The organism is Pseudomonas sp. 05L36, from assembly GCF_056398125.1.
The window spans coordinates 343,066-368,628 of the sequence record NZ_JBFTOU010000003.1 but is presented as its reverse complement, the minus strand read 5'-3'; the positions used below and the strand labels follow the sequence as shown (position 1 = coordinate 368,628).

Here is a 25,563-nt window from a genome sequence, read left to right as displayed (position 1 = left end):
AGAGAACCTGCAATGGCAAACCACGACCTGACCTTTACCCCCGATCCTGATGCCGATTCGATTTCCTCCGACGTCGTCGGTTTCGGCGGTGTGCTGGTCTCCACCCAGATCCCCACCCGCGCCGACGGCAGCCTCGAATTGGGCGACATCACCTTGCAAAGCGAATGCACCCTGCAAGCGCTGAAGGTTGCGCTGGAGCGTGCCGGCAGCTCCATGGACCGCGTGATGCACCTGACCATCTACCTCACCGACATGGCCGACCGCGCCGCGTTCAACGAAGTCTACAAGCGCTACTTCGCCAAGCCATGGCCGGTACGCGCTGCTGTCGGGGTTGCCTCGTTGGCAGTGCAAGGCATGCGCGTGGAAGTGACCGCGATGGCCGCCAAGGCCTGATCGAAGCAACACACTCAATACTGTAGGAGCGAGCTTGCTCGCGATGGACGTTAACGATGACGCGGGCATTCTGTATGCACGCGTCGTCCTTATGTTCATCGCGAGCAAGCTCGCTCCTACAAGGATTCAGGCAGGCCGGGCCTACGCAATACACCACCCGGCAGCATACGAGTGCCGGTCAGGCGTTTCGCCGCTACAATGCACGCCTCGACCGTGACAAGCCTGACTAAAAAAACTATGTCTTTGCCCAAACATCACCTGGAATTGCTCAGCCCTGCCCGCGATGTGAGCATCGCCCGCGAGGCCATCCTGCATGGCGCCGATGCCATCTACATCGGTGGCCCGAGCTTCGGCGCCCGCCACAATGCCTGCAACGAAGTGAGCGATATCGCCCAGTTGGTGGAATTCGCCCGTCGTTACCATGCCCGGGTGTTCACCACCATCAATACCATCCTGCACGACAACGAACTGGAGCCGGCCCGCAAGCTGATCCACCAGTTGTACGACGCCGGCGTCGATGCGCTGATCGTCCAGGACCTGGGGGTGATGGAGCTGGATATTCCGCCGATCGAACTGCACGCCAGTACCCAGACTGACATCCGTACCCTGGAGCGGGCGAAGTTCCTCGATCAGGCCGGTTTCTCGCAACTGGTGCTGGCCCGTGAGTTGAATCTCCAGGAGATCCGCGCCATTGCCGACGAAACCGATGCGGCCATCGAGTTCTTTATCCATGGCGCGTTGTGCGTGGCGTTTTCCGGCCAGTGCAATATTTCCCACGCCCAGACCGGGCGCAGCGCCAACCGTGGCGACTGCTCGCAAGCCTGCCGTCTGCCGTACACCCTCAAGGACGAAAAGGGCGGCGTGATCGCTTACGAAAAGCACCTGCTGTCGATGAAGGACAACAACCAGAGCGCTAACATCCGCGCCCTGGTCGAGGCCGGCGTGCGTTCGTTCAAGATCGAGGGCCGCTACAAGGACATGGGCTATGTGAAGAACATCACGGCCTACTACCGCCAGCGCCTCGACGATGTTCTCGAAGATCGTCCTGACCTGGCCCGCGCTTCCAGCGGCCGCACCGCGCACTTCTTCCTGCCCGACCCGGAAAAAACCTTCCACCGTGGCAGCACCGATTACTTCGTCACTGACCGCAAGATCGATATCGGCGCCTTTGACTCGCCGACCTTCACCGGTCTGCCGGTGGGTGTGGTGGAGAAAGTCGCCAAGCGTGACATGCAGGTCGTGACGCACGAGCCGCTGTCAAACGGCGACGGCCTCAACGTGCTGGTCAAGCGTGAAGTGGTGGGTTTCCGTGCCAACATCGCCGAGCCCAAAGGCGAGTTCGAGGAAGACGGCGAGAAGCGCTATCGCTATCGCGTCGAGCCCAACGAGATGCCGGAGGGGATGTACAAGCTGCGCCCCAACCATCCGCTGAATCGCAATCTCGATCACAACTGGCAACAGGCGCTGCAAAAGACCTCTGCCGAGCGTCGTATCGCCCTGAGCTGGGTCGCTCGCCTGCGTGAAGAACAGCTGGAACTGAGCGCTACCAGCGAAGAAGGCATCAGCGCCAGCGTCACCCTGAACGGCCCGTTCGGCGCCGCCAACAAGCCGGAACAGGCGCTGGAGCAATTGCAGGATCTGCTCGGTCAACTGGGCACCACGCAGTACCACGCCATCGACATCAAGCTGGACGCGCCGCAGGCGTACTTCATCCCGAACTCGCAGCTCAAGGCCTTGCGCCGTGAAGTGATCGAAGCCTTGACCGAAGCGCGGATCGCCGCCCACCCGCGTGGCAGCCGTAAAGCTGAAACCAGCCCGCCGCCGGTGTACCCGGAGTCGCACCTGTCGTTCCTGGCCAACGTCTACAACCAGAAGGCCCGCGACTTCTATCACCGCCATGGCGTCAAGCTGATCGACGCGGCCTACGAGGCCCACGAGGAAACCGGCGAGGTGCCGGTGATGATCACCAAGCACTGCCTGCGTTTCTCCTTCAACCTGTGCCCGAAACAGGCCAAGGGCGTCACCGGCGTGCGCACCAAGGTCGCGCCGATGCAACTGATCCACGGCGATGAAGTACTGACGCTGAAGTTCGACTGCAAGCCTTGTGAAATGCACATCATCGGCAAGATGAAGGGCCACATCCTCAACCTGCCGCAACCGGGCAGCGTGGTAGGGCACATCAGCCCCGAAGACCTGCTCAAGACCATCCCGCGCGCGCCGCACTGAGTGACCGGTGAGTGCGCCGCAACGGCGCGCTCACCTGTTGTTCAATACCCTGTGTAGTTGAAGTAAACGAATGCCACGGCAACAGCCAGACCAAACGCTGCCAGGGCTTTTGTTTGTGCGGTTGCCTGAAATTCGCTCGACCCTTGCTCATGGGGTTGCGAGTACGCGGTGGCGTCATGGCGGCGCTGCAGAATGGCCCGATAGGTGTAACCCAAGCCGACCAGCAGAAAAATAGCCATCAGGCCAAGGGTCAGCCAACGTATCGTTGCCGGTTTTCCAGCGGCGGATACGCGCATCTCGTCTTCACAGGCCGCGCTCTCGAACTCCAGGACAGAAATGGGTTGGTAAACCGTCAAGGGCCGCTGCACATCACTGTGTATCGCCGCCATTTGTTCCAGGTCCAGTGCCTGATACTTCCAGAGCGTCATCGATCCTTCCCGGCAGTAGGTGAACGAAGCGGGGCTCGAGGCGCCGATGATGCAGGCATCGTCAATTCCGATTTTTTTCAGGGTTTCCATCGCAGACCGTGTGAAGTCCATTTCGAGAATGGGAATGACGCCGTTGGCAGACACCGCGACCGACACCAGCAGGCTCGCGATGACGCAGAGGGTTGATATTTTCAAAGTCGAGACCCCCTCGTTTTTTGTAGGTTCTTTGTGATAAACGCGGGGTCTGGTTGCAACCTGCTTTTGCTGAAGTCTAGACGCTGGCGACAAACCTGGGGCTGGCGGTTGAAACTATTCGCAGGTTTCGGCGACGGCTTTTTCAGCTCGTTTGTATTCCTGTTTGACGTCGGTGGGGATGCGCTGCTTTTTCAGTTCCTGACCGAGGAAGGGTTGCTCGCCCCTGGACTGGACCTCTGCGTCCTCGGCCGTTATCTGCGCTTCGATGGCCGCAGCATGCTTGTCGATGACGGCATCGACCTCGGCTGCATTTTTGGCGGTATCGAGCGCTAGAACCAACTGGCCGGCCTCGGCTTTTTCGGCTTCGGCATAGGCTTCGACCGTCAACCCGGAGGCCAAGGCTCTCGTCTGGGTTTCCAGCCGATTGAGATGTTCCCGGGCGGCCTTGCAGACCGTTTCCTGTCGCTGGCTCTGGATGTGTTCCCAGGTGTGCAACCCATAGATCGCGGCCCCGACCACCAGTAGGGTTGCAGCGGTAGCCATTAATTTGCCTTTCACATTGGCGCCCTCAGATGACAAGGGGAAGGGTGTTGCGCACACGATTCCCGATTCCATTCGAGTAAGGAAAAGCGTAGCAGACCTGGTCGGGCTGAACGTGTGTCGACCACTCGCCAAGATGCGGTTCAACACTAAGCGTCTGTTTTAAAAAACAAATTGTTTTGTTGGGGCTTCCCAAACGAGACAAAGGTTGGTAAATTTGCGCCCACTCTTGCACAGGCCCTCAGGGAGCCTCTCGCGCAAGCAGGCAACAGCTCTTGTTGCCACTCAAGAAAGCGAGTGCCAGGCACTCATCGCAACAGATACAGGGGCGTCGCCAAGCGGTAAGGCAGCAGGTTTTGATCCTGCCATGCGTTGGTTCGAATCCAGCCGCCCCTGCCATTTTTTATTCCTGCGTAATCAGATAACACTCGACCGACGGTTATTATTCGTCGGTTTTTCCGTTTTTGTGCCCGTTGTCCACCTCTACCGAAAGCGCTCCGGGATGGCCTCGGCAAACGGATACCAGGAAAACCAGGGTCTTGCCTCGCCGATCACGCGCTTGACCGAGGGCCTTTGGACCAACCTGTCGAAATAAGCACTCAAGTGCTGGTAATCGTCGGGAAACGGCACGAGGGTGCTGGCGTAGAACAGCGCCGGGGCGGCGGCGCAATCGGCCATGCTGAACGCCGGGCTGGCCACCCAGGTTCTTGCCGCCAGTTGACGTTCAAGCATGCCGTACGCCGTTGTCAGCGCGGCGCGTTCCCGGGTCAGGTCACCGTTGGCGGCGTTCATTCGGTCAGCGACGATCTTCTGCATCGGCACCTGAACGTGCAGGTCGAAAAAACGATCCCACAGACGTACTTCCAGGGCGGTTTCCCGATCTTCGGGAATCAGCTGCGCCTGGCCGGGATGAATCCGGTCCAGGTACTCAATGATCACGCTCGACTCCGGCACAACCTTTTGCCTGGCGTGATCGCGAAGCACCGGGAACTTGCCGATCGGCCACAGCCCTTGAAGTTCGGCCCGGTCGGCATCGTTGCCCAGATCGATAACTCTTTTTTCAAACTCGATGTTCAGTTCATAGAGCGCGATCAGCGCTTTGTGGCAGAACGACGAGAGCGGGTGGAAATAAAGAGTCAGTGACATCCTTCAAATCCTCGGTGAGATGGAAACCACTTGATTATCCGTCGCCATCGGCCAATGCGCGAGGTGCTCCATCCCGATGTCCGGTGCGGGCTATTCGGGTTAGAGTGCAGATCCTGGCCTGAATATCAGGTATGACGCGTTTAAGGTCATATAACCATGCACCAGATCGGACTCATTGTTTACCCTGGTTTCCAGGTTCTGGGCCTGGCCATGTGTGCCGCCTTCGAGTTGGCCAACAGCGCCGCAGATGAGCCGTTGTACAGCATTGCATTACTGTCCGAACCGGGTGGCATGGTGCAGACGTCCGCCGGTTTTGCTGTGCAGACCGAGGCGTTCGACCAGCGCGCGTTCGATACGCTACTGGTCATGGGCGACAACCTGATCCGCCCGACCACGCCGGGCATGCTGGAGTTTTTGCGCCGCGCCAGTCACGGCACCCGGCGTCTGGGCTCGATTTGCACGGGGGCGAATGCGTTGGCGGAGGCCGGTTTGCTCGACGGTCGGCGGGCGACCACCCATTGGGCGCATGTGCCGTCCTTTCGCAAGGCGTACCCGAACGTGAAGGTCGAGGAAGACCGGATCTTCATCAACGATGGCCACCTGTGGACCGCGGCGGGGATGAGCGCATGCGTGGACCTGGCGTTGGCACTGGTGGAGATGGATCTGGGGGCCGACGTTGCACGCAAGGTGGCGCGGCAATTGGTGGTGTACCACCGGCGTTCCGGTGGGCAGTCGCAGTTTTCGGTGATGCTGGAACTGGCCCCCAAGACCGATCGCATACAGGCCGCGCTGAACTACGCCAAACAGAATCTCAAGTCCGCGCTGTCAGTCGAGGAACTGGCCAGCGCGGCCAATCTCAGCCCTCGGCAATTCAGCCGGGTGTTTCATGCCGAAACCGGCCAGTCTCCGGCCAAGGCCATCGAAAACCTGCGGGTCGAGTCGGCCCGGTTGATGATGGAAAGCGGGCGGTACTCCATCGATGTGGTGGCGACGGACACGGGCTTTGGTGACCGGGAACGTATGCGTCGCGCTTTTATTCGGGCGTTCGGGCAGCCGCCACAGGTGATTCAGCGTGCCAGTCGGGGCTGAATCATGATGTCCTGAAAGGTGGTGTATACGACATTCATGCCGCTATATTATTATTGTAATATTTATCTCGTTGAAACTTTTCCCTCAATGAGATCACCGCCATGACCCTCGTCAAAGCCGCTGCCGTACAAATCAGTCCCGTTCTTTACAGCCGTGAAGGCACCGTCGACAAAGTGGTGCAGAAGATTCTCGACCTCGGCGAGCAGGGCGTGCAATTTGCCGTGTTCCCGGAAACCGTTGTGCCCTACTACCCGTACTTTTCCTACGTGCAGTCGCCGTTCGAAATGGCCGCCGAACACCTCAAGCTGCTGGACCAGGCTGTCACCGTGCCTTCGGACGCCACCGATGCCATCGGCGCTGCGGCCAGGCAAGCGGGCATGGTCGTGTCCATCGGCGTCAACGAGCGCGATGGCGGCACGCTGTACAACACGCAGTTGCTGTTCGATGCCGACGGCTCGCTGATCCAGCGTCGCCGCAAGATTTCCCCGACCTACCACGAACGCATGATCTGGGGCATGGGCGACGGCTCCGGCCTGCGGGCCGTCGACAGCGCGGCAGGGCGCATCGGGCAACTGGCCTGCTGGGAGCATTTCAACCCGCTGGCCCGTTATGCCTTGATGGCCGATGGCGAACAGATCCATGCGGCCATGTACCCGGGGTCGTTTGCAGGTCCGCTGTTCGCCTCGCAAATGGAAGTCAGCATTCGCCAGCATGCCCTGGAGGCCGCGTGCTTTGTGGTCAATTCCACGGCGTGGTTGTACCCCGAGCAACAGGCGCAGATCATGGCCGACACCGGTTGCGCCATCGGTCCGATCTCGGGTGGCTGCTACACGGCGATCGTCGGCCCGGACGGTGTGGTGCTGGGTTCGTTGCAGGAAGGTGAGGGCGAGGTGATTGTTGATCTCGACATGAGCCAGATCGACAAGCGCAAACGCATGATGGATTCCCGTGGCCACTACAGCCGCCCGGAATTGCTGAGCCTGCTGATCGACCGCACCCCGCAATCCCATGTGCATGAACGCAGCGCGCATCCGAAGCTGGCCGAGCAGACCGGGCTGGAAGAAGTGATGGGTTAGTTCCGGGCAAAAAAAACAGGGGACTTCATGGAAGTCCCCTTTTGTTTGTCCGCGTTGCAGGTTTCGTTTCAGCGACGCCAGAAGCAACGAGCCAGCAGTGCATCGATGCTGAGCTTGCCGCCACCCATCAGCAACAGCGGCGTGAAGGCCACCAGGTAGATCAATGGCAGTTTGAAGTTGCCGTAACCCTTGTTGCTGATGGCATAGCCTTGGGCAAGTTCACTCAGGGTATGCCAGTCGGCGGGCCAATGGATGGCGGCGGTTGCGACGAGGGTCACCACCATCAGGCTCAACGCCGAAAAACGTGTGCCCAGGCCCAGCAGCAAGGTCATGGAAAAGACCAGTTCGGCCCACATCGACAGTTCCCAGTTCAGCGTCGCTGGAAGGTGGTCGAACGGAAACGGGAAGCGCTCCTGGATATCGGTGAACCAGTTCTGGCCGTTGAATTTTTCCAGGCCGGACTCCAGGAACTCCCAGGCGAGGAACACCCGCAGCGCCAAAGGCGCAACCCAGTCGCCGGCACGGTCGAGGTTCAGGTACAGGCCTTTGACGGCCGAAGAAATGGAGGTGCTCATGGATGTTGATCTCTTTCAGGTCGGGGAGGCGGGGCAACGGCGTGCCCGGTGAGTTGAGCGCTTTGATCGGCCTGGCCAATCGACAGGCGTATTTCATCAATGGGGTGTATCTGTGGTGTGTCGTTGTGGCGGGGTTTTGAGTGCGGGGTGTGTCGGGGGCGGGGCTGTACACATTGAGATACGTAAGCGGCCACCACTTACTCCTGTAGGAGCGAGCTGGCTCGCGATGGTCGTTAACGAAAACGCGTGCCTGCTGGATAAACGCGGTGTTCCGGAGTCCATCGCGAGCAAGCTCGCTCCTACAGGGAAATTGCTATACATTTTCCAACCGCCCACAGCATGGTGATACCGCTTCATGTCTCTTGCGCTCGAACGTCTAGTCGCTGGCACGCCCATCCCTTTCGCCGGTAATCGTGTCACTGTTGTCAGCCCCGAACTGGCGCAACGCTTCCAGCCCGGTGACCACCTGCTGGTGGAGCAGGTCAGCGGCGAGTTGCTGCTGATCCCCGTGGCGGACCAGCAAGCGGCCAGCGTCGCGATCGAGCGCGCCGAAGCGGCGTTTACCGCGCTGTCGGCGGTGTCCGATCAAGCGATCAGCGCCTTCTTCGATCTGTTTGCCCAGCGCCTTGAAAACCCGGAGTGCTGGGCCTTTATCGAGGCCGCCAACCTGGCCGACATCGAACGGGCCAAGGCGCGCGGTCGCTCGACCACCCGGTTGCTGGCCGATGAGCGCATGCGTCGCGACATGATCGCCGGCCTGCGCGCCTGGCGTGATGCAGCGGCCAGCCGTGGCAAGGTGATCAGTTGCGTCGAGCATGATGGCTGGAAAGTCGAACAAGTGGTCTCGCCGCTGGGCATCGTCGCGTTCGTCTTCGAAGGTCGGCCGAATGTGTTTGCCGATGCGGCCGGTGTATTGCGCACCGGCAACACCGCCGTGCTGCGCATTGGCAGTGATGCGTTGGGCACGGCCCAGGCGATCGTCACCCATGCACTGAACCCTGCGCTGAGCGACGCCGGCTTGCCGGCCGGTGCAGTGTCGCTGGTGGAAAGTGTCAACCACGCCGCCGGTTGGGCGATGTTCGCGGACCGACGCCTGTCGTTGGCGGTGGCCCGTGGTTCGGGGCGCGCCGTCAGCCAGTTGGGCAGCATCGCGCAGCAGGCCGGCACGGCGGTCAGCCTGCATGGCACCGGTGGTGCGTGGCTGATCGCCAACGCCGATGCCGACGCCCCGCGTTTTGCCGCCGTGGTGCGCAACTCCCTGGACCGCAAGGTCTGCAACACCCTGAACGTCTGCCTGATTCACCGCGACCGTGCCGCTGAACTGGTGCCGCTGTTCCTCGACGCACTCAAGCGGGCCGGCACTGCACGTGGGCAGGGCTGCAAGCTGCACATCGTCGAAGGCAGCGAGTCGCATTTGCCGCAAGACTGGCTGGCTGCAACGGTCGAGGTGTACCGCGCCGAAGGCTATCAGACCGAAGCGCAGGCCGAGCCGTTGGCGGAAGATCAATTGGGCCGTGAATGGGAGTGGGAAGAAACCCCGGAAGCCAGCCTGAAAATCGTCGACGACCTGGACAGCGCCATTGCCTTGTTCAATCGCTACAGTCCGCAATTCACCGTGTCCTTGATCAGTGAAAGTGCCGAGGCCCAGGAGCGTTTCTACAACGCGGTCAACGCGCCTTTTGTCGGCAATGGCATCACCCGTTGGGTCGACGGCCAGTATGCGCTGAGCAAGCCGGAACTGGGGCTTTCGAACTGGGAGAGCGGGCGCCTGTTTGCGCGCAGTGCGATTCTCTCGGGTGATGGCGTGTTCACCATTCGCAGCCGCATGACCCAGATCGATCTGGGCGTCAAACGCTGAGATGGCGGAACCAGTGACCGCTGCAAGGGCGGTCACTTTTTTACCCAAACGACAGTTCTGATCAAGCGGCTTTGATCGCCTTGGCCGATACCGCACAAGTGCGCGGATGCTCGACCAGCGACACAAAGCTTCGGCTGTCGGCATCCAGCGCATCGATCGAACCGGTCTCGATGTCGTACACCCAGCCATGCAGGTTCAGCAGGCCCTTTTCCTGGGCCAGTCGCACACTCGGGTGTGTCTGGATGTTGGCCAGTTGGGCGATGACATTCTCCCGAACCATCGAACTGACCTTGGCCGCCTCACTGGTGTGTGGCCGGGCTTCGTTGATCACTTTCGCCGACTCGGCATGTTGCAGCCAGCCGCTGACGGCGGGCAGGTGATCCATGCATGTGCACTTGGCCACGGCCGTCATGGCGCCGCAGTCCGAATGGCCGCAAATCACGATGTCAGTCACGCCGAGCACGGCGACGGCGTATTCGACCGTGGCCGAGACACCTCCCGGATGCGGGCTGTAGGACGGCACGATGTTGCCGGCGTTACGGATCACGAACAGTTCACCGGGTTCTTGTTGGGTCAGCAGCTCCGGCACGACACGGCTGTCGGAACAGGTGATGAACAGCGTGCCCGGATGCTGGGTCGTGGCCAGGTGCTTGAACAGATCGGTGCGTTGTGGAAAGGCTTCTTTCTGGAACTTCAAAAAACCGTCGATGAGCGCTTTCATGTTCTTGTCCTCAAGGGGGAGCAGGGTGTGGCCCGCACGAGGCGTGCGGGCCGCTAGCAACTTAGAAGGGACGCAGGGGCAGGAACTTGCCGTCGAGGGTGATGACGGCGCGGGAGCCGCCTTCCGGATCTTCGACTTTCTTCATGTCGAGCTTGAAGTTGATCGCGCTGATGATGCCGTCGCCGAACTGCTCATGAACCAGGGCTTTGAGGGTGGTGCCGTAGATCTGGATCATTTCGTAGAAGCGGTAGATGGTCGGGTCGGTCGGCACGCCCGAGAGACTACCGCGCAGCGGGATGATCTGCAGCCGGGCCACGGCGTCGGCGTTCAGTTCCAGCTTGTCGCCGACCACTTTGGCAGCGCTTTCAGGCAGCGGGTGTTGACCGAGCAGGGCGGCGGTGACATAGGCCAGGCTCAAACCTGTGCCGTCGGCCAGGTCCTGCCACGACAGGTTTTTGCGCGCCTTGGCGTCCAGGACAGAAGTGGTCAGGGCCAGGCTTGGGTCGTTGTAGGCATGGGACTGTTGCATGGTGATTCTCCTATCGGAAGGGGTGTCGCTTGGGTGTGGGGCCATCTTCTGCCGATCCATCCATAGCGTCCAAGACCGATATACAATGCAATCCATAAGTACCGCCTATAGATTGAGAATCCCATGTTGCTTCGACATTTGCGTTACCTGCTGGCGGTGGCCGACCATGGTGGTTTCACCCGCGCCGCCGAAATGCTGCACGTGTCCCAGCCGACCTTGTCGCAGCAGATCCGGCAGTTGGAAGAATCCCTCGGTGTGAGCCTGTTCGACCGCACCTCGCGCACGGTCAAGCCCACCGATGCCGGCGAGGCTTACATTGAATGCGCGCGGCGGGTACTGGTGGAGCTGGAGGCGGGCAAGCGTGCGTTGCACGACGTGAAGGATTTGTCCCGCGGGAACCTGCGCCTGGCCATGACGCCGACGTTCATGGCCTATCTGGTAGGGCCGCTGGTGCGCGACTACCTGGCGCGTTACCCGAACATCCACCTGGAGATTTTCGAGTTGTCGATGGACGAAATCGAGGTCGGGCTGGCGGATGATTCGCTGGATATCGCGATTGCGTTTGATCAGGTGAGAAGCACCGACATCGAATCGATCCCGGCCTTTACCGAAACCCTGGGGTTGATGGTTGGGCGTGAGCATCCTTTGTACGAAAGCCAGGATGTGCTGTCCGCCGAGGCGGTGGCACAGCTGAAGTTTGCGCTGTTAACCCCGGACTACATCACGCGCACGCGCATCGATGAGCATTTTGCCCAGGCGCAGATCACACCCAAGGTGGTGATTGAAGTGAACTCGGTCAACACGTTGCTGGAAGTCGTTCGGCACACGGCGATTGCCACCATCCTGCCGGAACCCATCGCAACCCAGGATCGGGCATTGCGCAGACTTTCCATGCTTGGTGCAGCACCGGAACGCGGGGCGGCGTTGCTGCGGCGCAATAACAACTACCACAGCGCGGCGTCATTGGCGTTTGTGGAGCTGGTGTTGGGGGCTGATTTTTCATAAGCACTACAAAACCCTGTAGGAGCCGGCTTGCCGGCGATGGACTCAAGTGCGCCGCGTTTATCCGGTTTACACGCGTTATCGTTAACGACCATCGCTGCGATGCGGCGACCCGACAAGCCAGCTCCTACAAGAGACCGCGTGATCTTCAAACCAGTGAAAGCCCGAAAAAAAAGCCTGCTCCTTATTGGGAGCAGGCCTTGTTTATCAATAAGTCAGTAGTGACTCATTTCAATCAGTAGAACCGGTCAATCACCCGAACTTCGTTCTGATTCTGCATCGAGGCCCAGGCCTGTTTCAGGGTTTGCAGAACATTACCGATGAAGTCCTTGTCGGCCGCGGCCTTCTTGCCGACATAGCCCTGGCCGCGACGGTACATCTTCAGTCGGGCCAGCAGGTTCTGGTTGTTCTGGTCGAACTCTGCTTCATGGGCGTGCGGCGACAGGCAGTCGATATGAACCTGGCCACACTTGCTGATCCAGAGAATATGGTTGTCGTGGCTGTCTTTCTTTGCAGCGAAGATACGAGCCAGTTCATCGATAGTTGGTTGATTGTTCAGATTCATCATAAAGTCCCTTGACCAATTGGTGATCTTTCAAAGTTGATTCGCTAATACAGGTAGCCCATCGGTTAGTTGATCCCTGGCACCGAAACCAGGACGTCAGCGTTCGACCGCCTTATCGGGCGGGGTCCTGCGTCTGCTGCATGTAGTCGTGTTGAATAACTGCTACGCAATAGCGTCACAACGAAGAGAAGCGGCGAAAACCTTAAGGCCACTGCCGACGTTTTCAGGGTCGGCCACAAGCGTCATGAGGATTGCTCGCCAAGTCTTCTCGCCCTTGTACTGGACGTTCAGGCCAGGTCAGCTTCTTCAATCTGCCTTGTGGGCAGCGTGTATCCGGGAAAAACAGCTCGGCGGTCAGACGAGCTTGCTCAAACGTGTTGCCTGTACTCCCGATCGGGGAGACGTCTGCATCATGCAAGGGCAGATCGAAGGCGTCAACGGTTTTGTAGTGAATATTTTTAGTCACTACATATTGTCGGACAAAGCTGTTCGGAATTAGCGGGCGGAGTCGAGGACGTGTCGGTCAGGACGACAAAGGCGGACACTCAAAGCGGTAAAAAGTGCAGGGATGGCGGTCAACGACCTGCTGATGCACGGTGAGTCCGACAACGCTGAGCCCCGGCATCACGGCGGCCCAGAACAGGCGTGCCGGCTGGTTCGCCTCGATGTGGAAAACCTGCCATTGACCGGGGAATCGGCTCAAGAGGGTGGCAACGACAAATCGCGCGACACCCCGGCCACGCAAGCGTCGACTGATAAACAGATAGCCGATGTTGTACTCGGCACCGGGTAGGTGGGTCTGGTTATCCACGGTCGCGAAACCGGCCAGTTCTCCGTCGACCTTGATCAGGAAGGGGCGGGTGGCCGGGTTTCGCCAGTAGTCCGGCATGGGCAGGATGTTGAACAAACCGTATTCGCCCAGTTTCAGCGGCAACCATTCGCTGAAGTCGTAGGTGTAGAACTGCATCAGGTTCTCGATGGTTTCCAGCTCATCGCGTTGGGCGGCGTGCAGTTCTATCGAAGACATTCGACGTGGCTCCTGACAGGCCAAGGGACACAGTTGATTATGGCCGGCGTCGCACGATCCGTGGCGGGTTCAGGTATTGCTTGCCGGTTTTGCCCTGCGCCTGGTGCCGCTCGCTGGTTTACGCGGGGCGCCTTTACGTTTTTTCTTCCAAGGGGCTGCGGCGGAGCCGGTGGGCGGCGGGCCGCTGATGGTCATGCTCAGCCCGGCGCAACGGCTGACCTGCTTGCTCATCCACGCCGCCTGTTTGGTGACGAATTCTTCCAGGCTCATTTCCCCGCTTTGCACCATGTCCAGGGCCTGTTCCCAGATCGCCGTGGTGCCCGGATCGGCGATGGCCCGCGGTACGGCGTCGATCAGGCTGAACGCGGCTGGCGTCGCGGCCAGGGCCTTGCCGTTCTTGACCAGGTAACCACGGTCGAGCAGGCCCTGGATGATCGACGCGCGAGTCGCTTCGGTGCCGATGCCGGTGGTGTCCTTGAGCTTTTGCTTGAGCAGCGGGTCTTCCACCAGTTTGGCGACGTTCTTCATGGCCTTGATCAGATCGCCTTCCGTGAACGGCTTTGGCGGTTGCGTCCAGAGGTCTTTGAGTTGCACGCCGGCCACTGCGCAATCGATGCCTTCGGCCAGGTTGGGCAGGGTCTGCGGCGCGGGAGCTTCGCGCCCCTTTGCCTGTGCCAGCGCTTCGGGCAGGGCGCGTTTCCAGCCTGGCTCGATGATCTGCTTGCCGACAGCGCGCAAGGCCTCGCCGGCGCAGTCGAAGTCGGCCTGGGTGCGGTCGTATTCGTGATTGGGCAGGAACTGCGCCAGGTATCGCGCGCGGATCAGGGTGTAGACCGCGCGCTGTTTGCCCGCCAGCTTGTCGAGATTTTTCGCCGCAGCGGTGGGGATGATGCCGTGGTGTGCGCTGACCTTGGCATCGTTCCAGGCCCGTGAGCGCCGTTGCGGATCAAGGTGATCGTGCAAGGCGCTCAACGCCGGATCGGCCTGGCGCAACGCCGCCAGAATGGCCGGCGCCTCGCTGTGCTGGCTGAGGGGTAAGTAGCCGCAATCACTGCGCGGATAGGTAATGACTTTGTAGGTTTCGTACAGCGCCTGGGCGATGTCGAGGGTTTCCTGGGCGCCGAGGCCGAGCTTCTTCGAGCAGACCTCCTGCAGGGTGCCGAGATCGAACGGCAGCGGGGCCACTTCGCGCATCCGCTCGGTGCGCAGTTTGATCACCCGCGCACTGGCCGCGCCGCTCATGGCGGCCGCCGCTTGTTGCGCCAGCGCCTGATTCAGGCAGCGGTCCTGATCGTCGCAAAGGTCCGATGCCGCGCGCCATTGAGCGGTGAACGCAGTGCCGTTGTGCAGCAGTTGCACATCGATGGCCCAATAGGCGACGGGCACAAAGTCGGCGATGCTGCGATCGCGATCCACCACCAGGCGCAAGGTCGGCGTTTGCACCCGGCCGACCGGCAACACGCCTTGGTAACCGGATTGGCGCCCCAGCAGGGTGAACAGCCGACTCATGTTCATGCCGATCAGCCAGTCGGCCCGGGAACGCCCCAGGGCCGAGTGATAGAGGCTGAAGGTCTCGTTCCCCGGTTTAAGTGCCGCCAGGGCCTTGCGAATGGACGCATCGTCCAGCGCCGACAACCAGAGGCGGCGGATCGGCCCGCGATAGCGGCAATGCTCCACCAGTTCCCGGGCGATCATCTCGCCCTCGCGGTCGGCGTCCGTCGCAATGATCAGTTCGGACGCTTCACCGAGCAGACGCTTGACCGCCTTGTATTGGCTGGCGGTGCGCGGCTTGACGGTCATTTTCCACTTTTCGGGAATGATCGGCAGGTCCGCCAGCACCCAGCGCTTGTAGCGTGCGTCGTAGGCGTCCGGCGGTGCGGTTTCCAGCAGGTGGCCGATGCACCAGGTCACCGTGACATCCGTTCCCAGCCAGCAGCCATCGCCCCGGCGCCGGGCGCCGAGGACTGCCGCGATGTCTTTGGCCTGGGAAGGTTTTTCACAGAGGTACAGCCGCATAACCACCATCGTCGATCAATGTGCGAGAGGTGCACAGAATGGCGGTTGATGGACGATGGAGCAATCTTTATCTGTATGGATGTACAGCTTGGTGTGTCGCTCCCGTTCGGCTGCGAAGCCGTCGCGAGGGTGAAACTTGGGTTATACCTGATAAATCGTGGTCTCAGGTTTTGGGGCTGCTGCGCAGCCCATCGCGGGCAAGCCACGCTCCTACAACGATTTGCAGGTCCATCACCGTCATGAGGAACGCATTCCATGAAAAGCTCCGGTCCTAGCCCTGTCATCACCATCGCCGAGCAGCCTGGCTGCCTGCTGGTAAGGTTTCACGGTATTCAAGTAGCCGCCTCGGCGCGGGCCCTGGTGTTGCTGGAGGCCAACTACCCGCCGGTGTACTACGTGCCGCGTGAGGATATCGACGAGAAGTATTTCGCCCGCACCGACCACACCAGTTATTGCCCGTACAAGGGCGATGCCAGCTATTTCAGTTTGCAGGTGCCAGGGCATGAAGGTGCCAATGCGGTGTGGAGTTACGAGGACCCCAAGGTGTCGGTAGAACAAATCCGCGGGTACATGGCGTTCTATCCGGATCAGGTGAAGTTCGAACTGCTCGATGCCGAAGTTTGATTGTGGCTGATAGCCGCGACGAGGGACCCGCTCCCTCGCCGCGAGCAATGACCTCAGTTCTTGTCGAGATCCACGTTGCGTGTCTCACGCAGGCAGATCATCCCCACCACCAGGCTCACCCCGGTAATCACCACCGGATACCACAGCCCGTAGAAGATGTCCCCGGTGTACACCACCAGCGCGAACGACACGGTTGGCAGGAAGCCACCGAACCAGCCGTTGCCGATGTGGTAGGGCAGGGACATCGAGGTGTAGCGGATGCGGGTCGGGAACAGTTCGACCATCAACGCCGCCAGCGGGCCGTAGCACATCGCGGAAATAATGATCAGCGCGACAATCAGCGCCACGATCATCGGTTTGTTGATTTGCTGCATGTCCGCCTGTTGCGGGTAACCGGCGAGGGTCACGGCACCGCGCAAGGCGGCTTCGTCGAAACCATCGATCTTCACGTCACCGACGCTCACCTGCACGCCGCTGCCGGCCGGGGCCGCTGTGCTCTGGTACGGCAGGCCCTGCTTGACCAGGAAGGTCTTGACCTTGTCGCACGGGCTGTCGAATTTCGCCTTGCCCACCGGGTCGAACTGGAAGGTGCAGGTGGCCGGGTCGGCCATCACGGTGATCGGTGCCTGGCGACTGGCCTGGTCGATGGCCGGGTTGGCGTAGTGGGCCAGGGTCTTGAAGATCGGGAAGTACAGCGCGGTGGCCAGCAGCAGGCCGAGCATCAGCACCGGTTTACGCCCGACCTTGTCCGACAGCCAGCCAAAGAAGATGAAGAAAGGGGCGCCGATGGTCACGCTGACAATCAGCAGACCGTTGGCCACCGCCGGGTCCATTTTCAGGAACTGGGTGAGGAAGAACAGCACATAGAATTGCGCGGCGTAGAAGGTCACCGCTTGCCCGGCATTGATGCTGAACAGCGCGATCAGCACCACCTTGAGGTTTTCCCATTTACCGAAGGAGTCGCGAATCGGCTGTTTGCACAACTTGCCTTCTTCTTTCATTTTCACGAAGGCCGGCGACTCGTGCAGGCTCATGCGAATCCAGGTCGAGATGCCCAGCAGCACGATGGAAAACAGGAACGGAATACGCCAGCCCCAGACTTCGAACTGATCGCCGGTGAAGTAGCGGCAGCCCAGTACCACCAGCAGCGACAGCAGCAGGCCCAGGGTCGCGGTGGACTGAATCCAGCTGGTGTGGAAGCCCCGCTTGCCGACGGGCGCGTGTTCGGCGACATAGGTCGCGGCGCCGCCGTACTCACCGCCCAGGGCCAAGCCCTGGAGCATGCGCAACACCACCAGGATGATCGGCGCAGCGATGCCGATACTGGCGTAGGTCGGCAGCAATCCGACGCAGAACGTTGCCAGGCCCATGAGAATGATGGTGGCGAGGAAGGTGTACTTGCGTCCGATCATGTCCCCCAACCGACCGAATACCAGCGCACCGAACGGCCTGACGATGAAGCCGGCGGCGAAGGCCATCAGCGCGAAGATGAACGCGGTAGTGTCGTTTACCCCGGCGAAAAACTGCTTGCTGATCACCGCCGCGAGGGCGCCATAGAGGAAAAAATCGTACCACTCGAAGACCGTCCCGAGGGACGAGGCAAAGATGACTTTCTGGGTTTCCTGACTGGTGCCCGCGCTGCGCACGGCTTCCAGGGACTGAACGTGTTCTGACATACCGGTATCCCTCACAGTGATTGTTTTTGTTGTTCCACTGTCGGCGCCGGCCTTGTGGGCTGGTGCCGCTACTTCGATGCATCGGGTGTACGCGTTTCTGTAGGAGCGAGCTTGCTCGCGATGAACCTGAGAGCGCACGTGGGTGTCAGGTTTGTAGCGTTATCGTTGACGACCATCGCGAGCAAGCTCGCTCCTACAGTGTCCGTGTAGAGTTCACGGGTGTGTGGCCAGTTCCTTTTGCGCGGTGATGTTCCTTGTAGTGGAGTTGAGGATCATGTCTGCCGCCTTCTCGGCAATCATCAGTGTCGGCGAGCAGGTGTTGCCCGAGGTGATGCGCGGCATGATCGAGGCGTCGGCGATGCGCAGGCCGGGGATGCCATGGACCATGAGCTGCGCATCGACCACGGCGTCGGCGTCGTTGCCCATGCGGCAGGTGCCCACCGGATGGAAAATCGTGGTGCCGATCCGCGCGGCGGCTTCGTGCAGCTGTTCTTCGCTTTGCAGGCTGTCACCGGGCAGATATTCCACGGGATTGAAGGGTCGCAGGGCCGGCGCGGCGACGATGCGCCGGGTCAGGCGAATGGCATCGGCGGCGACCCTCAGGTCTTCCGGGTGGCTCAGGTAATTGGGTTGAATCAGCGGTGCTTCTTGCGGGTTGGCCGAGCGGATATCGACTCGGCCACGGCTTTGCGGACGCAAATCGCAGACCGAAGCGGTGAACGCCGGGAACGCATGCAGCGGTTCGCCAAAGCGCTCCAGCGACAGCGGTTGTACGTGATATTCGAGGTTGGCTGAAGTCTGCTCCGGCCCCGAGCGGGCAAAGGCGCCCAACTGGCTCGGCGCCATGGATAGCGGACCGCTGCGGTCATACAGGTAGTGCAGGCCCATGCCCATCTTGCCCCACAGGCTGCCGGCAATCTGGTTCAGGGTGCGGGCATTTTCCAGCTTGTAGATCAGCCGCAGTTGCAGGTGATCCTGCAAGTTACCGCCGACACCGGGCAGTTCATGGGCGACACCGATGCCCAGCCGTTCCAGCAGCGGACGCGGGCCGATGCCGGAGCGTTGCAGGATGCTCGGCGAACCGACCGAGCCGGCACACAGGACGATTTCCTTGCGCGCCTTGAAGGTCTTCGACTGGCCTTGCCAGCGGGCGCTGACCGCCGAGGCGCGGCCATTGTCCAGCAGCACGCGATCGACTTCGACACCGGTCAGTACGGTGAGATTCGGACGCTGGCGAATGGGTTTTAGAAAGGCCTTGGACGCGTTCCAGCGGATGCCGGCCTTCTGATTGACCTGGAAATAGCCGCAACCTTCGTTGTCGCCCTGGTTGAAGTCATCGATGCTGGCGATGCCGCTTTGTTCGGCGGCGCTGCGGAAGGCGTCGAGAATCGGCCACGACAGGCGCTGGCGCTCGACTCGCCATTCGCCCGCGGCACCGTGAAATTCGGCGGCGCCGGCAAAGTGGTTTTCACTCTGCTTGAACAGCGGCAACACGTCCTGCCAGCTCCAGCCAGGGTTGCCGTCGGCGGCCCAGCGGTCGTAGTCAGCGGCCTGGCCACGCATGTAGATCATGCCGTTGATCGATGAGCAGCCACCCAGCACCTTGCCGCGCGGGTAGCTCAGGGCGCGGCCTTGCAGGCCCGGTTGCGCTTCGGTCTTGAAGCACCAGTCGGTGCGCGGGTTGCCGATGCAGAACAGGTAGCCCACGGGGATGTGAATCCACGCGTAGTTGTCGCGGCCACCGGCTTCGAGCAACAACACACGATGTTGCGGGTTGGCCGACAGTCGATTGGCCAGCAGACACCCGGCCGGCCCGGCCCCGACCACGATGTAATCGTATTCATCCAGGGGAGTCTGCATCCCTGACCTCGTTTTGTTGTTCTTGTTGTCTGTCATCCTAGTTGTTAGCTTTCGTCAAAAGAATGTTAGTTTTTGCGCAGCCGCTGTGCGTTTTTAAACAGCATCCCGAACAGCAAAGAACAAGGACGATTCATGTTCGACTGGAATGACCTGCGGTTTTTTCTCGAGTTGCAGCGCAGCGGGCGTTTGCTCACGGCCGCCCGCCGCCTGAACACCACCCATGCCACCGTGGCGCGGCACATCGAGGCCATCGAAAAGAGCCTCGGCACGGCGTTGTTCGTTCAACATGCCCAGGGATATGAGATGACCCCGGCGGGCGAGGCGTTGCTTAAACACGCCGAGGCGATGGAGAACGTGGCGTTGCTGGCCCAGGAGGAAATCACCCAGTCCACCGCGCCGCTGGGCAAGATCCGCGTCGGGGTGACCGAAGGGCTGGGCATCATGTTCCTCGCCAGTCGCATGAACGGCTTGTTCGAACGCTATCCGGGGCTGGAAGTGGAGCTGGTGGCGGTGCCACGTTTTGTCAGCATCCTCAACCGCGAGGCGGAAATCAGCATCCACCTTGAGCGCCCGGCGGCTGACATGCTGGTCACCCGCAAACTCACCGACTATCGCCTGGCGTTGTATGCCAGCCAGGACTACCTCGATCGTTCGCCGCCATTGCGCAGTCGTGAGGACCTGGGGCGTCATGCGTGGATCGGCTACGTCGACGATCTGCTGTTCAGCCAGGAACTGATGTTCCTCAACAGCTTCTGCCGCAACCCGCAGGTGGTGTTTCACAGCACCAGCGTGATCGCCCAGCAACAGGCGGCGCGCTCAGGCCTGGGGATTGCCGTGCTGCCGTGCTACATGGCCTGTGCTGATCCCGGTCTGGTGCCATTGTTGCCGGACGAAAGCATCCAGCGCAGCTACTGGATCAGCACGCGTCGCGAGCTGCACAAATCGGTGCGGTTGCGGGTGTTGTGGGATTATGTGGTGCAGTTGTGTGAGCGGGAGCAGGGGTTGTTGTTGTTGGGCGGTGCCTGAACGGACGCCTTCGCTGGCAAGCCAGCTCCTACAGGGGCAACGCATACCTATGTAGGAGCTGGCTTGCCAGCGAAGGCGGCGGCCCATTCAGAATTGATCTTGCGGTTTAACCCACAATCTCGAACGCGGTACTGGCCAGCCGCTCACCATTAACCATGATGTGCACCGCATGGCGCCCCGCATAATGCCGGCGGGTGGTGAGTTCCTTGATCTGCTGACCACGGCTGACGGCTTCGCTGGCTTTGCCGGGCAGCGTCAGCGCCTTGAGCTTGAACACCTTCGCCGAGGTGCTGCCGTTGGCCTTGACGTAATCAATGGCATAGTCGATCACCAGACGCTGACTGCTTTCTACCGTGGATCTGATGGCAAACGACAGGGTGATTTTTTCTCCCAGGCTAATCACCGGCGGTTCGACTTTCACATCGACGATCTCGACTTCAGGCTTGCCGCCCGCGCCGATGATCGCCAGTGCCCGCGGGTTGCCCTGTTTGATCAGGCTGCGCAGGGCGTGCCTGGCGATCCATGCGGTGTGCCTGTTGTCCAGCGCCCAGCCTTCGATCAGGTCCAGCACCCAATCGGGGGTGATCCTTGGTGATGTCGTTGAGGTGGTTGGCCACGGATTTGCGTACATACAGGCTGGTGTCGGCCTTGAGGTTGTCGAGGATGTTCGCGGCGAGTGTCGGATCGGCCTGGATGGGCTCCAGCCGGAATGACCAGGGCAGGCGCGGCCGGCATCCTTCGCTGGCCAGGCGCCGCACATGCTCGTTGTCGTCCAGCGACCAGGCATGCATCAGCTTGAGCGAGCGCTTGAGGTCACTGCGCAGAAAGTGACGGATCGCGAATTCCGAAGAGCCAAAAGCGGTGAAATACTTCAGCGCGTCCATCGACTGATCGAACGCATGGGCGCCGTAGCTGGCGACATAGTGCGGCAGGCACATGCTGACGAAGCCGCTGTTCAGGCGCGGGGCGAGGGCGCGCAGCACTTGCAGCGACGCTTCATAGTCCAGCGGCAACACCGCGTGCAGGCATTCGCTGACCCGGGCCATGCGCTGCATGACGCTGAGGTCTGCCAGGCCGGACTGGGCCAGCTTCAGGAAGCGCCTGGCCTCGAATGGCGGATAGACCGCGGTCATTTCGCTGGCGATGTGCTGGAGGCGCTCGGTGTTGAAGATTTCCTTCAGGGCGGGGGCAGGTTGGTCAGTCATGGTGGTTCCCTGGCAATTGTTGTTGATCCATCACACCGCGTCATCGTTCATCGCGAGCAGGCTCGCTCCTACAGAAGAGCGTGTGAGCAGCCTGCTCGCGAAGGGGCCCTCAAATTCACCTCATTTTGTGCCCGCTTGCTCTTGCAGTTGATCCGACTCGAATAACCTGGCCAGTTCGACCCGCGCTTCCTGCGCGGTCTGCATCACTTTCACTGCGTCGTCATACACCGCGTGCTGGGCTTCAAGCACCTCTTCGTCATGCTGCTTGAAGCGTTTGATTCGCGCATCCGCCTGGGCCTGGGTCAGACCCAGCCCGATCAGGGTTCGCCGGCTCATTTCCAGGCTCGAATGGAAGGTTTCGCGCACGGCGTGAGCGCCGACGTCCATCAGCCGGTGCACATGCTGACGGTTACGGGCACGGGCGATGATTTTCATCTGCGGGTAGAGCTTGCGCACCAGTTCGGCGGTCTTGATGTTGGTGTCCGGGTCGTCGGTGGCGATCACGAAATACTCGGCTTCCCCGACCTTGGCCGCGCTGAGGATTTCCGGGCGCATCGGGTCGCCGTAGAACACCGGCACGCCACCAAAGCTGCGGGACAGCTCGATGGTTTCCACCGAGGTGTCGAGGGCCACGAATTTGATGTTCTGTGCGCGCAAAATTCGCGCAACGATCTGGCCCATGCGGCCCATGCCGGCGATCACCACCCGTGGCGCGTCGGTGTCGATTTCGCGGAACTTCTCCGGTACTTCCACCGGTTGCACTTTCGGGCTGACCAAGCGTGCGCAAAGCAGCAGCAACAGCGGCGTCACGGCCATGGACAGGGTGATGGTCAGCACCAGCAAGTCATACAGTTGCGCCGCGAACAGCCCGTGATCGCGACCGATCTTGAACACCACAAAGGCAAATTCACCACCGGCCGCCAACACGATACCCAGGCGGATCGCGCTGACCTTGTTCAAGCCGCCGGCCAGGCGCCCGACAATAAACAGCAGCGGCAGTTTGATCGCGATCAGCAGCAGAGTCAGGCCCAGCACTGCGACCGGTGTGCTCAGCAACAGGCTCAGGTTCGCACCCATGCCGACGCTGATGAAAAACAGCCCGAGCAACAGGCCCTTGAACGGTTCGATCTGGGCTTCCAGTTCATGGCGATACTCGGAGTCCGCCAGCAGCAGGCCGGCGAGGAATGCACCCAGGGCCATGGAAATACCGGCCAGCTCCATCAACCATGCCGTGCCGATCACCACCAGCAACGCCGTGGCGGTGGAGACCTCTGGCAACGCGGTTTTGGTCACCACGCGAAACACCGGTCGCAGCAGATAGCGCCCGCCGATCACCACCACCGCAATGCTGCCCAAGACTTGCAGGCCATGGTTCAGGTCTTCACTGGGGGTGGTGCTGTGATCGCCGCCGGCCAGCAACGGCACCATGGCGATCAAGGGGATTGCGGCGATGTCCTGAAATAACAGAATCGCGAACGCCAGTCGCCCGTGGGGGCTGGTCAGTTCCTTGCGTTCAGCCAGGCTTTGCAGGCCGAAGGCCGTGGACGACAGCGCCAGGCCCAGGCCCAGGACGATTGCGGTGTTCAGCGGCTGGCCAAAGCCCCACAGCGCCACCACGCCAATCACCGAGCCGGTCATCAGCACTTGCGCCAGACCCACGCCGAACACTGATTTGCGCATCACCCACAAGCGTCGCGGCGACAGCTCCAGGCCGATGATGAACAACAGCAACACCACGCCGAGTTCGGAAATGTTCGCCACGCTTTGCGGGTTGTCGATCAGGCCCAGCACCGACGGGCCGATGATCACTCCGGCGAACAGGTAGCCCAGCACCGCCCCCAGTTGCAGGCGCTTGGCCAATGGAACGATGAGCACGACCGCCATCAGAAATACGACAGCAGCTTGTAGCAGGTTGCCTTCATGGGGCATGAGAAAACTCCAGGACTCGGTACAGCGGGGGTGACAAGAATAAAGGCTGGGCCCTTCGGCGTCAGCAAAACGCTCGGGCCCGGATGTTACAGTTTGCATTAATTAGTTACATTTATAGAATTAGCTGATCAATCCAACTGTCCCTCTCGAGTAGCCCCCATGGCGATCAACTTCGACCTCAACGATCTGCAAGCCTTCCGTGCCGTGGTCGAGCAGGGCAGCTTTCGCAAGGCCGCCGATACGGTGCGTATTTCCCAGCCAGCCTTGAGCCGGCGCATCGAAAAACTCGAAGACGCCCTCGGCGTGCGGCTGTTCGAGCGCACCACGCGCAAGGTCAGCCTGACCCAGGCCGGCCGCGGTTTCATGCCCAGCGTCGAACGCCTGCTGGACGATCTGGACGTGGCGTTGCTGGGCATCAGCGAAGTCGCTTCGACCCGGCTCGGCCATGTCACGGTCGCCTGTGTACCCTCGGCGGCGTATTACTTCATGCCGCGAGTGATCGCGCACTATCACCGGCAGTTTCCGCGGATCAAGGTCAAGGTGCTGGACTCCAGCGCCCACGACGTATTGAGCGCGGTGGTCAATGGCGAAGCGGATTTCGGCCTGAGTTTCATGGGCACCCTGGAAGCCGAAGTGGATTTCGAGCCCTTGGTGCAAGAGGGGTATGTCGTGGCGTGCCGGCGCGATCATCCGCTGGCGGGGCGAAGCAGTGTCACCTGGGACGAGTTCTATCAGCAGGATTACATCTCGCTGGATAAAACCTCGGGCAACCGTTTTCTGCTGGACCAGGCGCTGACCGGCGTGGTGCCGCAGCGGCCGAGCATCTGCGAAACCCGTCACGTGACCACCATGATCGGGCTGGTGGAGGCCGGATTGGGCGTGGCGGCAGTGCCGCTGATGGCGATGCCGGCAGCGGATCACCCGATCCTGACGCGGGTGCCATTGACCGATCCGCAGGTGATGCGCAGCGTCGGTCTGATCAAGCGCCGGGGTCGAACCCTGACCCCGGCGGCATTGGAGCTGGAACGGCTGGTGGTGGAGATGAAAGTCCTGCAGCCGTCGGTCAGCGACTGACCGAGTCCAGTCCGGTCGCTTTCACGTCCGGTTGAGCCTGGGCCGAGGCCATGTATTCCAGCAAGACCTTGGCTTCGGCCGGGTGCCGGGCACCTACCGGGATACCGGCGGCAAACCGGGTGACCGACTGCACCGACTCCGGAATCTTCGCCACGAAACTGACCCCCGGAACCGGCAACAGTTCGCTGACCTGCTGGAAACCCAGTTGATAGTCACCGGTGGCAACCACCGAGCCCACGGGGATTTTCGGCACCATGGTCGACTTTGGCTTGAGCTGGTCCTCGATCCCCAGGCGCTTGAACAGCTGCTGCTCGATGTACACGCCGCTGGCGCTGTCTGAGTAGGCCACTGATTTGGCGTCGAGCAGGGTCTTTTTCAGGCCCTCGACGTTGCTGATATCCGGTTTCGGCGCACCTTCGCGCACCACCAGGCCAATGCGTGAATCCGCCAGTTCGACTCTTGAAGCGGGATCGACTTTGCCTTGTTTGATCAGATCGTCCAGTGCGTAGCCGACCATGATCACCACGTCGGCTTGCTCACCCCGGGCCAGGCGATTGGGGATCGCTTCCGGGGCCTTGCCCATGGAGGGGCCGAGTGCGGTGTCGAGGGTGTTGCCAGTGGAGGCGGCGAACTTCGGGCCGAGGATCTTGTAGGCCGCCGTGAAGCCGCCGGAGGTCATCACACGGATCTCTTCAGCCTGGGCAATGCCGCTCAAGCCCAGACTGGCCACCAACGCAAGGGCGGCAAAACTGAAGGTTTTTTTCATGGTCAAGTTCTCGATAA

General features: G+C 60.9%; 22 protein-coding genes, 1 tRNA gene and 1 pseudogene. 10 read left to right on the top strand and 14 right to left on the bottom strand.

What is annotated here, in order from left to right:
* The first annotated feature begins 12 nt into the window (after positions 1-12).
* Together AC1DKH_RS05495 and AC1DKH_RS05490 are read left to right on the top strand one after the other, a co-directional pair.
* On the top strand, positions 13-393 hold the full coding sequence (locus AC1DKH_RS05495; protein WP_477753974.1) for a RidA family protein: 381 nt from the start codon (positions 13-15) through the stop codon (positions 391-393).
* A gap of 237 nt (positions 394-630) precedes the next feature.
* Entirely contained in the window at positions 631-2,619 is a 1,989-nt protein-coding gene (locus AC1DKH_RS05490; protein WP_477797667.1) for a peptidase U32 family protein, read from the top strand.
* Positions 2,620-2,660: 41 nt separating this feature from the next.
* On the opposite strand, the gene AC1DKH_RS05485 is transcribed toward AC1DKH_RS05490, so the two are convergent.
* On the bottom strand, positions 2,661-3,137 hold the full coding sequence (locus AC1DKH_RS05485) for a hypothetical protein (RefSeq protein ID WP_477760690.1): 477 nt from the start codon (positions 3,135-3,137) through the stop codon (positions 2,661-2,663).
* Between the two features lie 219 nt (positions 3,138-3,356).
* On the bottom strand, positions 3,357-3,785 hold the full coding sequence (locus AC1DKH_RS05480; protein ID WP_477753971.1) for a hypothetical protein: 429 nt from the start codon (positions 3,783-3,785) through the stop codon (positions 3,357-3,359).
* Between the two features lie 321 nt (positions 3,786-4,106).
* On the opposite strand from AC1DKH_RS05480, the gene AC1DKH_RS05475 reads away from it, so the two are divergent.
* Positions 4,107-4,181: transfer RNA gene (locus AC1DKH_RS05475), tRNA-Gln, on the top strand.
* A gap of 84 nt (positions 4,182-4,265) precedes the next feature.
* Here the strand turns inward: AC1DKH_RS05475 and AC1DKH_RS05470 are convergent.
* A complete protein-coding gene (locus AC1DKH_RS05470; protein ID WP_477797666.1) occupies positions 4,266-4,928 on the bottom strand; it encodes a glutathione S-transferase family protein in 663 nt (220 codons plus the stop codon).
* Between the two features lie 156 nt (positions 4,929-5,084).
* Here AC1DKH_RS05470 and AC1DKH_RS05465 point away from each other — a divergent pair, with 156 nt between their 5' ends.
* Both AC1DKH_RS05465 and AC1DKH_RS05460 read left to right on the top strand, forming a co-directional pair.
* Complete coding sequence (locus tag AC1DKH_RS05465; protein ID WP_477797665.1) at positions 5,085-6,017, top strand: GlxA family transcriptional regulator; 933 nt, start codon at positions 5,085-5,087, stop codon at positions 6,015-6,017.
* Positions 6,018-6,118: 101 nt separating this feature from the next.
* Entirely contained in the window at positions 6,119-7,093 is a 975-nt protein-coding gene (locus AC1DKH_RS05460) for a nitrilase-related carbon-nitrogen hydrolase (protein ID WP_477753968.1), read from the top strand.
* A gap of 68 nt (positions 7,094-7,161) precedes the next feature.
* Here the strand turns inward: AC1DKH_RS05460 and AC1DKH_RS05455 are convergent, their stop codons facing one another.
* Positions 7,162-7,668, bottom strand: a complete 507-nt coding sequence (locus tag AC1DKH_RS05455; RefSeq protein WP_477764072.1) for an HvfX family Cu-binding RiPP maturation protein — start codon at positions 7,666-7,668, stop codon at positions 7,162-7,164.
* A gap of 355 nt (positions 7,669-8,023) precedes the next feature.
* Here AC1DKH_RS05455 and AC1DKH_RS05450 point away from each other — a divergent pair, with 355 nt between their 5' ends.
* Complete coding sequence (locus AC1DKH_RS05450) at positions 8,024-9,526, top strand: aldehyde dehydrogenase family protein (protein ID WP_477797664.1); 1,503 nt, start codon at positions 8,024-8,026, stop codon at positions 9,524-9,526.
* Between the two features lie 61 nt (positions 9,527-9,587).
* Here AC1DKH_RS05450 and AC1DKH_RS05445 read toward each other — a convergent pair whose 3' ends face one another.
* Together AC1DKH_RS05445 and cynS are read right to left on the bottom strand one after the other, a co-directional pair.
* On the bottom strand, positions 9,588-10,247 hold the full coding sequence (locus AC1DKH_RS05445; RefSeq protein WP_477797663.1) for a carbonic anhydrase: 660 nt from the start codon (positions 10,245-10,247) through the stop codon (positions 9,588-9,590).
* 61 nt (positions 10,248-10,308) lie between these two features.
* Positions 10,309-10,776 carry a cyanase gene (gene cynS / locus AC1DKH_RS05440; RefSeq protein ID WP_111287114.1) on the bottom strand — a complete coding sequence of 156 codons (468 nt, stop codon included), beginning with the start codon at positions 10,774-10,776 and terminating at the stop codon, positions 10,309-10,311.
* A 123-nt stretch (positions 10,777-10,899) separates the two neighbouring features.
* Between cynS and cynR the strand changes: the two genes are divergently transcribed.
* Positions 10,900-11,781 carry a transcriptional regulator CynR gene (gene cynR / locus AC1DKH_RS05435; RefSeq protein ID WP_477797662.1) on the top strand — a complete coding sequence of 294 codons (882 nt, stop codon included), beginning with the start codon at positions 10,900-10,902 and terminating at the stop codon, positions 11,779-11,781.
* Between the two features lie 232 nt (positions 11,782-12,013).
* On the opposite strand, the gene AC1DKH_RS05430 is transcribed toward cynR, so the two are convergent.
* The 3 genes from AC1DKH_RS05430 to AC1DKH_RS05420 form a co-directional block, all read right to left on the bottom strand.
* Positions 12,014-12,343, bottom strand: a complete 330-nt coding sequence (locus AC1DKH_RS05430; RefSeq protein WP_032829393.1) for a hypothetical protein — start codon at positions 12,341-12,343, stop codon at positions 12,014-12,016.
* Between the two features lie 523 nt (positions 12,344-12,866).
* Positions 12,867-13,370, bottom strand: a complete 504-nt coding sequence (locus AC1DKH_RS05425; protein ID WP_477797661.1) for a GNAT family N-acetyltransferase — start codon at positions 13,368-13,370, stop codon at positions 12,867-12,869.
* Positions 13,371-13,439: 69 nt separating this feature from the next.
* The gene (locus AC1DKH_RS05420) at positions 13,440-15,386 is read right to left on the bottom strand and encodes a DNA topoisomerase III (protein ID WP_477797660.1); all 1,947 of its coding nucleotides are present in this window, start codon (positions 15,384-15,386) and stop codon (positions 13,440-13,442) included.
* Positions 15,387-15,641: 255 nt separating this feature from the next.
* On the opposite strand from AC1DKH_RS05420, the gene AC1DKH_RS05415 reads away from it, so the two are divergent.
* Complete coding sequence (locus AC1DKH_RS05415; protein ID WP_477764077.1) at positions 15,642-16,010, top strand: DUF427 domain-containing protein; 369 nt, start codon at positions 15,642-15,644, stop codon at positions 16,008-16,010.
* A gap of 53 nt (positions 16,011-16,063) precedes the next feature.
* Here AC1DKH_RS05415 and AC1DKH_RS05410 read toward each other — a convergent pair whose 3' ends face one another.
* Both AC1DKH_RS05410 and AC1DKH_RS05405 read right to left on the bottom strand, forming a co-directional pair.
* Positions 16,064-17,686, bottom strand: a complete 1,623-nt coding sequence (locus AC1DKH_RS05410; protein ID WP_477754560.1) for an MFS transporter — start codon at positions 17,684-17,686, stop codon at positions 16,064-16,066.
* A 213-nt stretch (positions 17,687-17,899) separates the two neighbouring features.
* Positions 17,900-19,546, bottom strand: a complete 1,647-nt coding sequence (locus AC1DKH_RS05405; protein WP_477797659.1) for a GMC family oxidoreductase — start codon at positions 19,544-19,546, stop codon at positions 17,900-17,902.
* 132 nt (positions 19,547-19,678) lie between these two features.
* Between AC1DKH_RS05405 and AC1DKH_RS05400 the strand changes: the two genes are divergently transcribed.
* Positions 19,679-20,572: a LysR family transcriptional regulator gene (locus AC1DKH_RS05400; protein ID WP_477797658.1), complete on the top strand. Its 894-nt coding sequence runs from the start codon at positions 19,679-19,681 to the stop codon at positions 20,570-20,572.
* Between the two features lie 106 nt (positions 20,573-20,678).
* Here the strand turns inward: AC1DKH_RS05400 and AC1DKH_RS05395 are convergent.
* Positions 20,679-21,777: pseudogene (locus AC1DKH_RS05395) on the bottom strand (DNA alkylation repair protein).
* A 120-nt stretch (positions 21,778-21,897) separates the two neighbouring features.
* Complete coding sequence (locus AC1DKH_RS05390) at positions 21,898-23,706, bottom strand: monovalent cation:proton antiporter-2 (CPA2) family protein (protein WP_477797657.1); 1,809 nt, start codon at positions 23,704-23,706, stop codon at positions 21,898-21,900.
* A gap of 159 nt (positions 23,707-23,865) precedes the next feature.
* Here AC1DKH_RS05390 and AC1DKH_RS05385 point away from each other — a divergent pair, with 159 nt between their 5' ends.
* Complete coding sequence (locus AC1DKH_RS05385; RefSeq protein WP_056727844.1) at positions 23,866-24,780, top strand: LysR family transcriptional regulator; 915 nt, start codon at positions 23,866-23,868, stop codon at positions 24,778-24,780.
* Here AC1DKH_RS05385 and AC1DKH_RS05380 read toward each other — a convergent pair.
* Positions 24,770-25,546 (bottom strand): substrate-binding domain-containing protein, encoded by a 777-nt coding sequence (locus AC1DKH_RS05380; protein ID WP_477797656.1) that lies wholly within the window; start codon positions 25,544-25,546, stop codon positions 24,770-24,772. The two genes, AC1DKH_RS05385 and AC1DKH_RS05380, sit on opposite strands and share 11 nt — an antisense overlap.
* Between the last annotated feature and the right edge of the window lie 17 nt (positions 25,547-25,563).

What these genes read in the sequence shown, in the direction of transcription:
- AC1DKH_RS05485 (WP_477760690.1), bottom strand. Translation starts at nt 3,137, where the DNA reads ATGGAAACCCTGAAAAAAATCGGAATTGACGATGCCTGCATCATCGGC.
- AC1DKH_RS05425 (WP_477797661.1), bottom strand. Translation starts at nt 13,370, where the DNA reads ATGTCTTCGATAGAACTGCACGCCGCCCAACGCGATGAGCTGGAAACC.
- AC1DKH_RS05380 (WP_477797656.1), bottom strand. Translation starts at nt 25,546, where the DNA reads ATGAAAAAAACCTTCAGTTTTGCCGCCCTTGCGTTGGTGGCCAGTCTG.
- AC1DKH_RS05400 (WP_477797658.1), top strand. Translation starts at nt 19,679, where the DNA reads ATGTTCGACTGGAATGACCTGCGGTTTTTTCTCGAGTTGCAGCGCAGC.
- AC1DKH_RS05430 (WP_032829393.1), bottom strand. Translation starts at nt 12,343, where the DNA reads ATGAATCTGAACAATCAACCAACTATCGATGAACTGGCTCGTATCTTC.
- cynS (WP_111287114.1), bottom strand. Translation starts at nt 10,776, where the DNA reads ATGCAACAGTCCCATGCCTACAACGACCCAAGCCTGGCCCTGACCACT.
- AC1DKH_RS05415 (WP_477764077.1), top strand. Translation starts at nt 15,642, where the DNA reads ATGAAAAGCTCCGGTCCTAGCCCTGTCATCACCATCGCCGAGCAGCCT.
- AC1DKH_RS05455 (WP_477764072.1), bottom strand. Translation starts at nt 7,668, where the DNA reads ATGAGCACCTCCATTTCTTCGGCCGTCAAAGGCCTGTACCTGAACCTC.
- AC1DKH_RS05460 (WP_477753968.1), top strand. Translation starts at nt 6,119, where the DNA reads ATGACCCTCGTCAAAGCCGCTGCCGTACAAATCAGTCCCGTTCTTTAC.
- AC1DKH_RS05410 (WP_477754560.1), bottom strand. Translation starts at nt 17,686, where the DNA reads ATGTCAGAACACGTTCAGTCCCTGGAAGCCGTGCGCAGCGCGGGCACC.
- AC1DKH_RS05445 (WP_477797663.1), bottom strand. Translation starts at nt 10,247, where the DNA reads ATGAAAGCGCTCATCGACGGTTTTTTGAAGTTCCAGAAAGAAGCCTTT.
- AC1DKH_RS05480 (WP_477753971.1), bottom strand. Translation starts at nt 3,785, where the DNA reads ATGGCTACCGCTGCAACCCTACTGGTGGTCGGGGCCGCGATCTATGGG.
- AC1DKH_RS05450 (WP_477797664.1), top strand. Translation starts at nt 8,024, where the DNA reads ATGTCTCTTGCGCTCGAACGTCTAGTCGCTGGCACGCCCATCCCTTTC.
- AC1DKH_RS05385 (WP_056727844.1), top strand. Translation starts at nt 23,866, where the DNA reads ATGGCGATCAACTTCGACCTCAACGATCTGCAAGCCTTCCGTGCCGTG.
- AC1DKH_RS05390 (WP_477797657.1), bottom strand. Translation starts at nt 23,706, where the DNA reads ATGCCCCATGAAGGCAACCTGCTACAAGCTGCTGTCGTATTTCTGATG.
- AC1DKH_RS05490 (WP_477797667.1), top strand. Translation starts at nt 631, where the DNA reads ATGTCTTTGCCCAAACATCACCTGGAATTGCTCAGCCCTGCCCGCGAT.
- AC1DKH_RS05495 (WP_477753974.1), top strand. Translation starts at nt 13, where the DNA reads ATGGCAAACCACGACCTGACCTTTACCCCCGATCCTGATGCCGATTCG.
- cynR (WP_477797662.1), top strand. Translation starts at nt 10,900, where the DNA reads ATGTTGCTTCGACATTTGCGTTACCTGCTGGCGGTGGCCGACCATGGT.
- AC1DKH_RS05465 (WP_477797665.1), top strand. Translation starts at nt 5,085, where the DNA reads ATGCACCAGATCGGACTCATTGTTTACCCTGGTTTCCAGGTTCTGGGC.
- AC1DKH_RS05405 (WP_477797659.1), bottom strand. Translation starts at nt 19,546, where the DNA reads ATGCAGACTCCCCTGGATGAATACGATTACATCGTGGTCGGGGCCGGG.
- AC1DKH_RS05420 (WP_477797660.1), bottom strand. Translation starts at nt 15,386, where the DNA reads ATGCGGCTGTACCTCTGTGAAAAACCTTCCCAGGCCAAAGACATCGCG.
- AC1DKH_RS05470 (WP_477797666.1), bottom strand. Translation starts at nt 4,928, where the DNA reads ATGTCACTGACTCTTTATTTCCACCCGCTCTCGTCGTTCTGCCACAAA.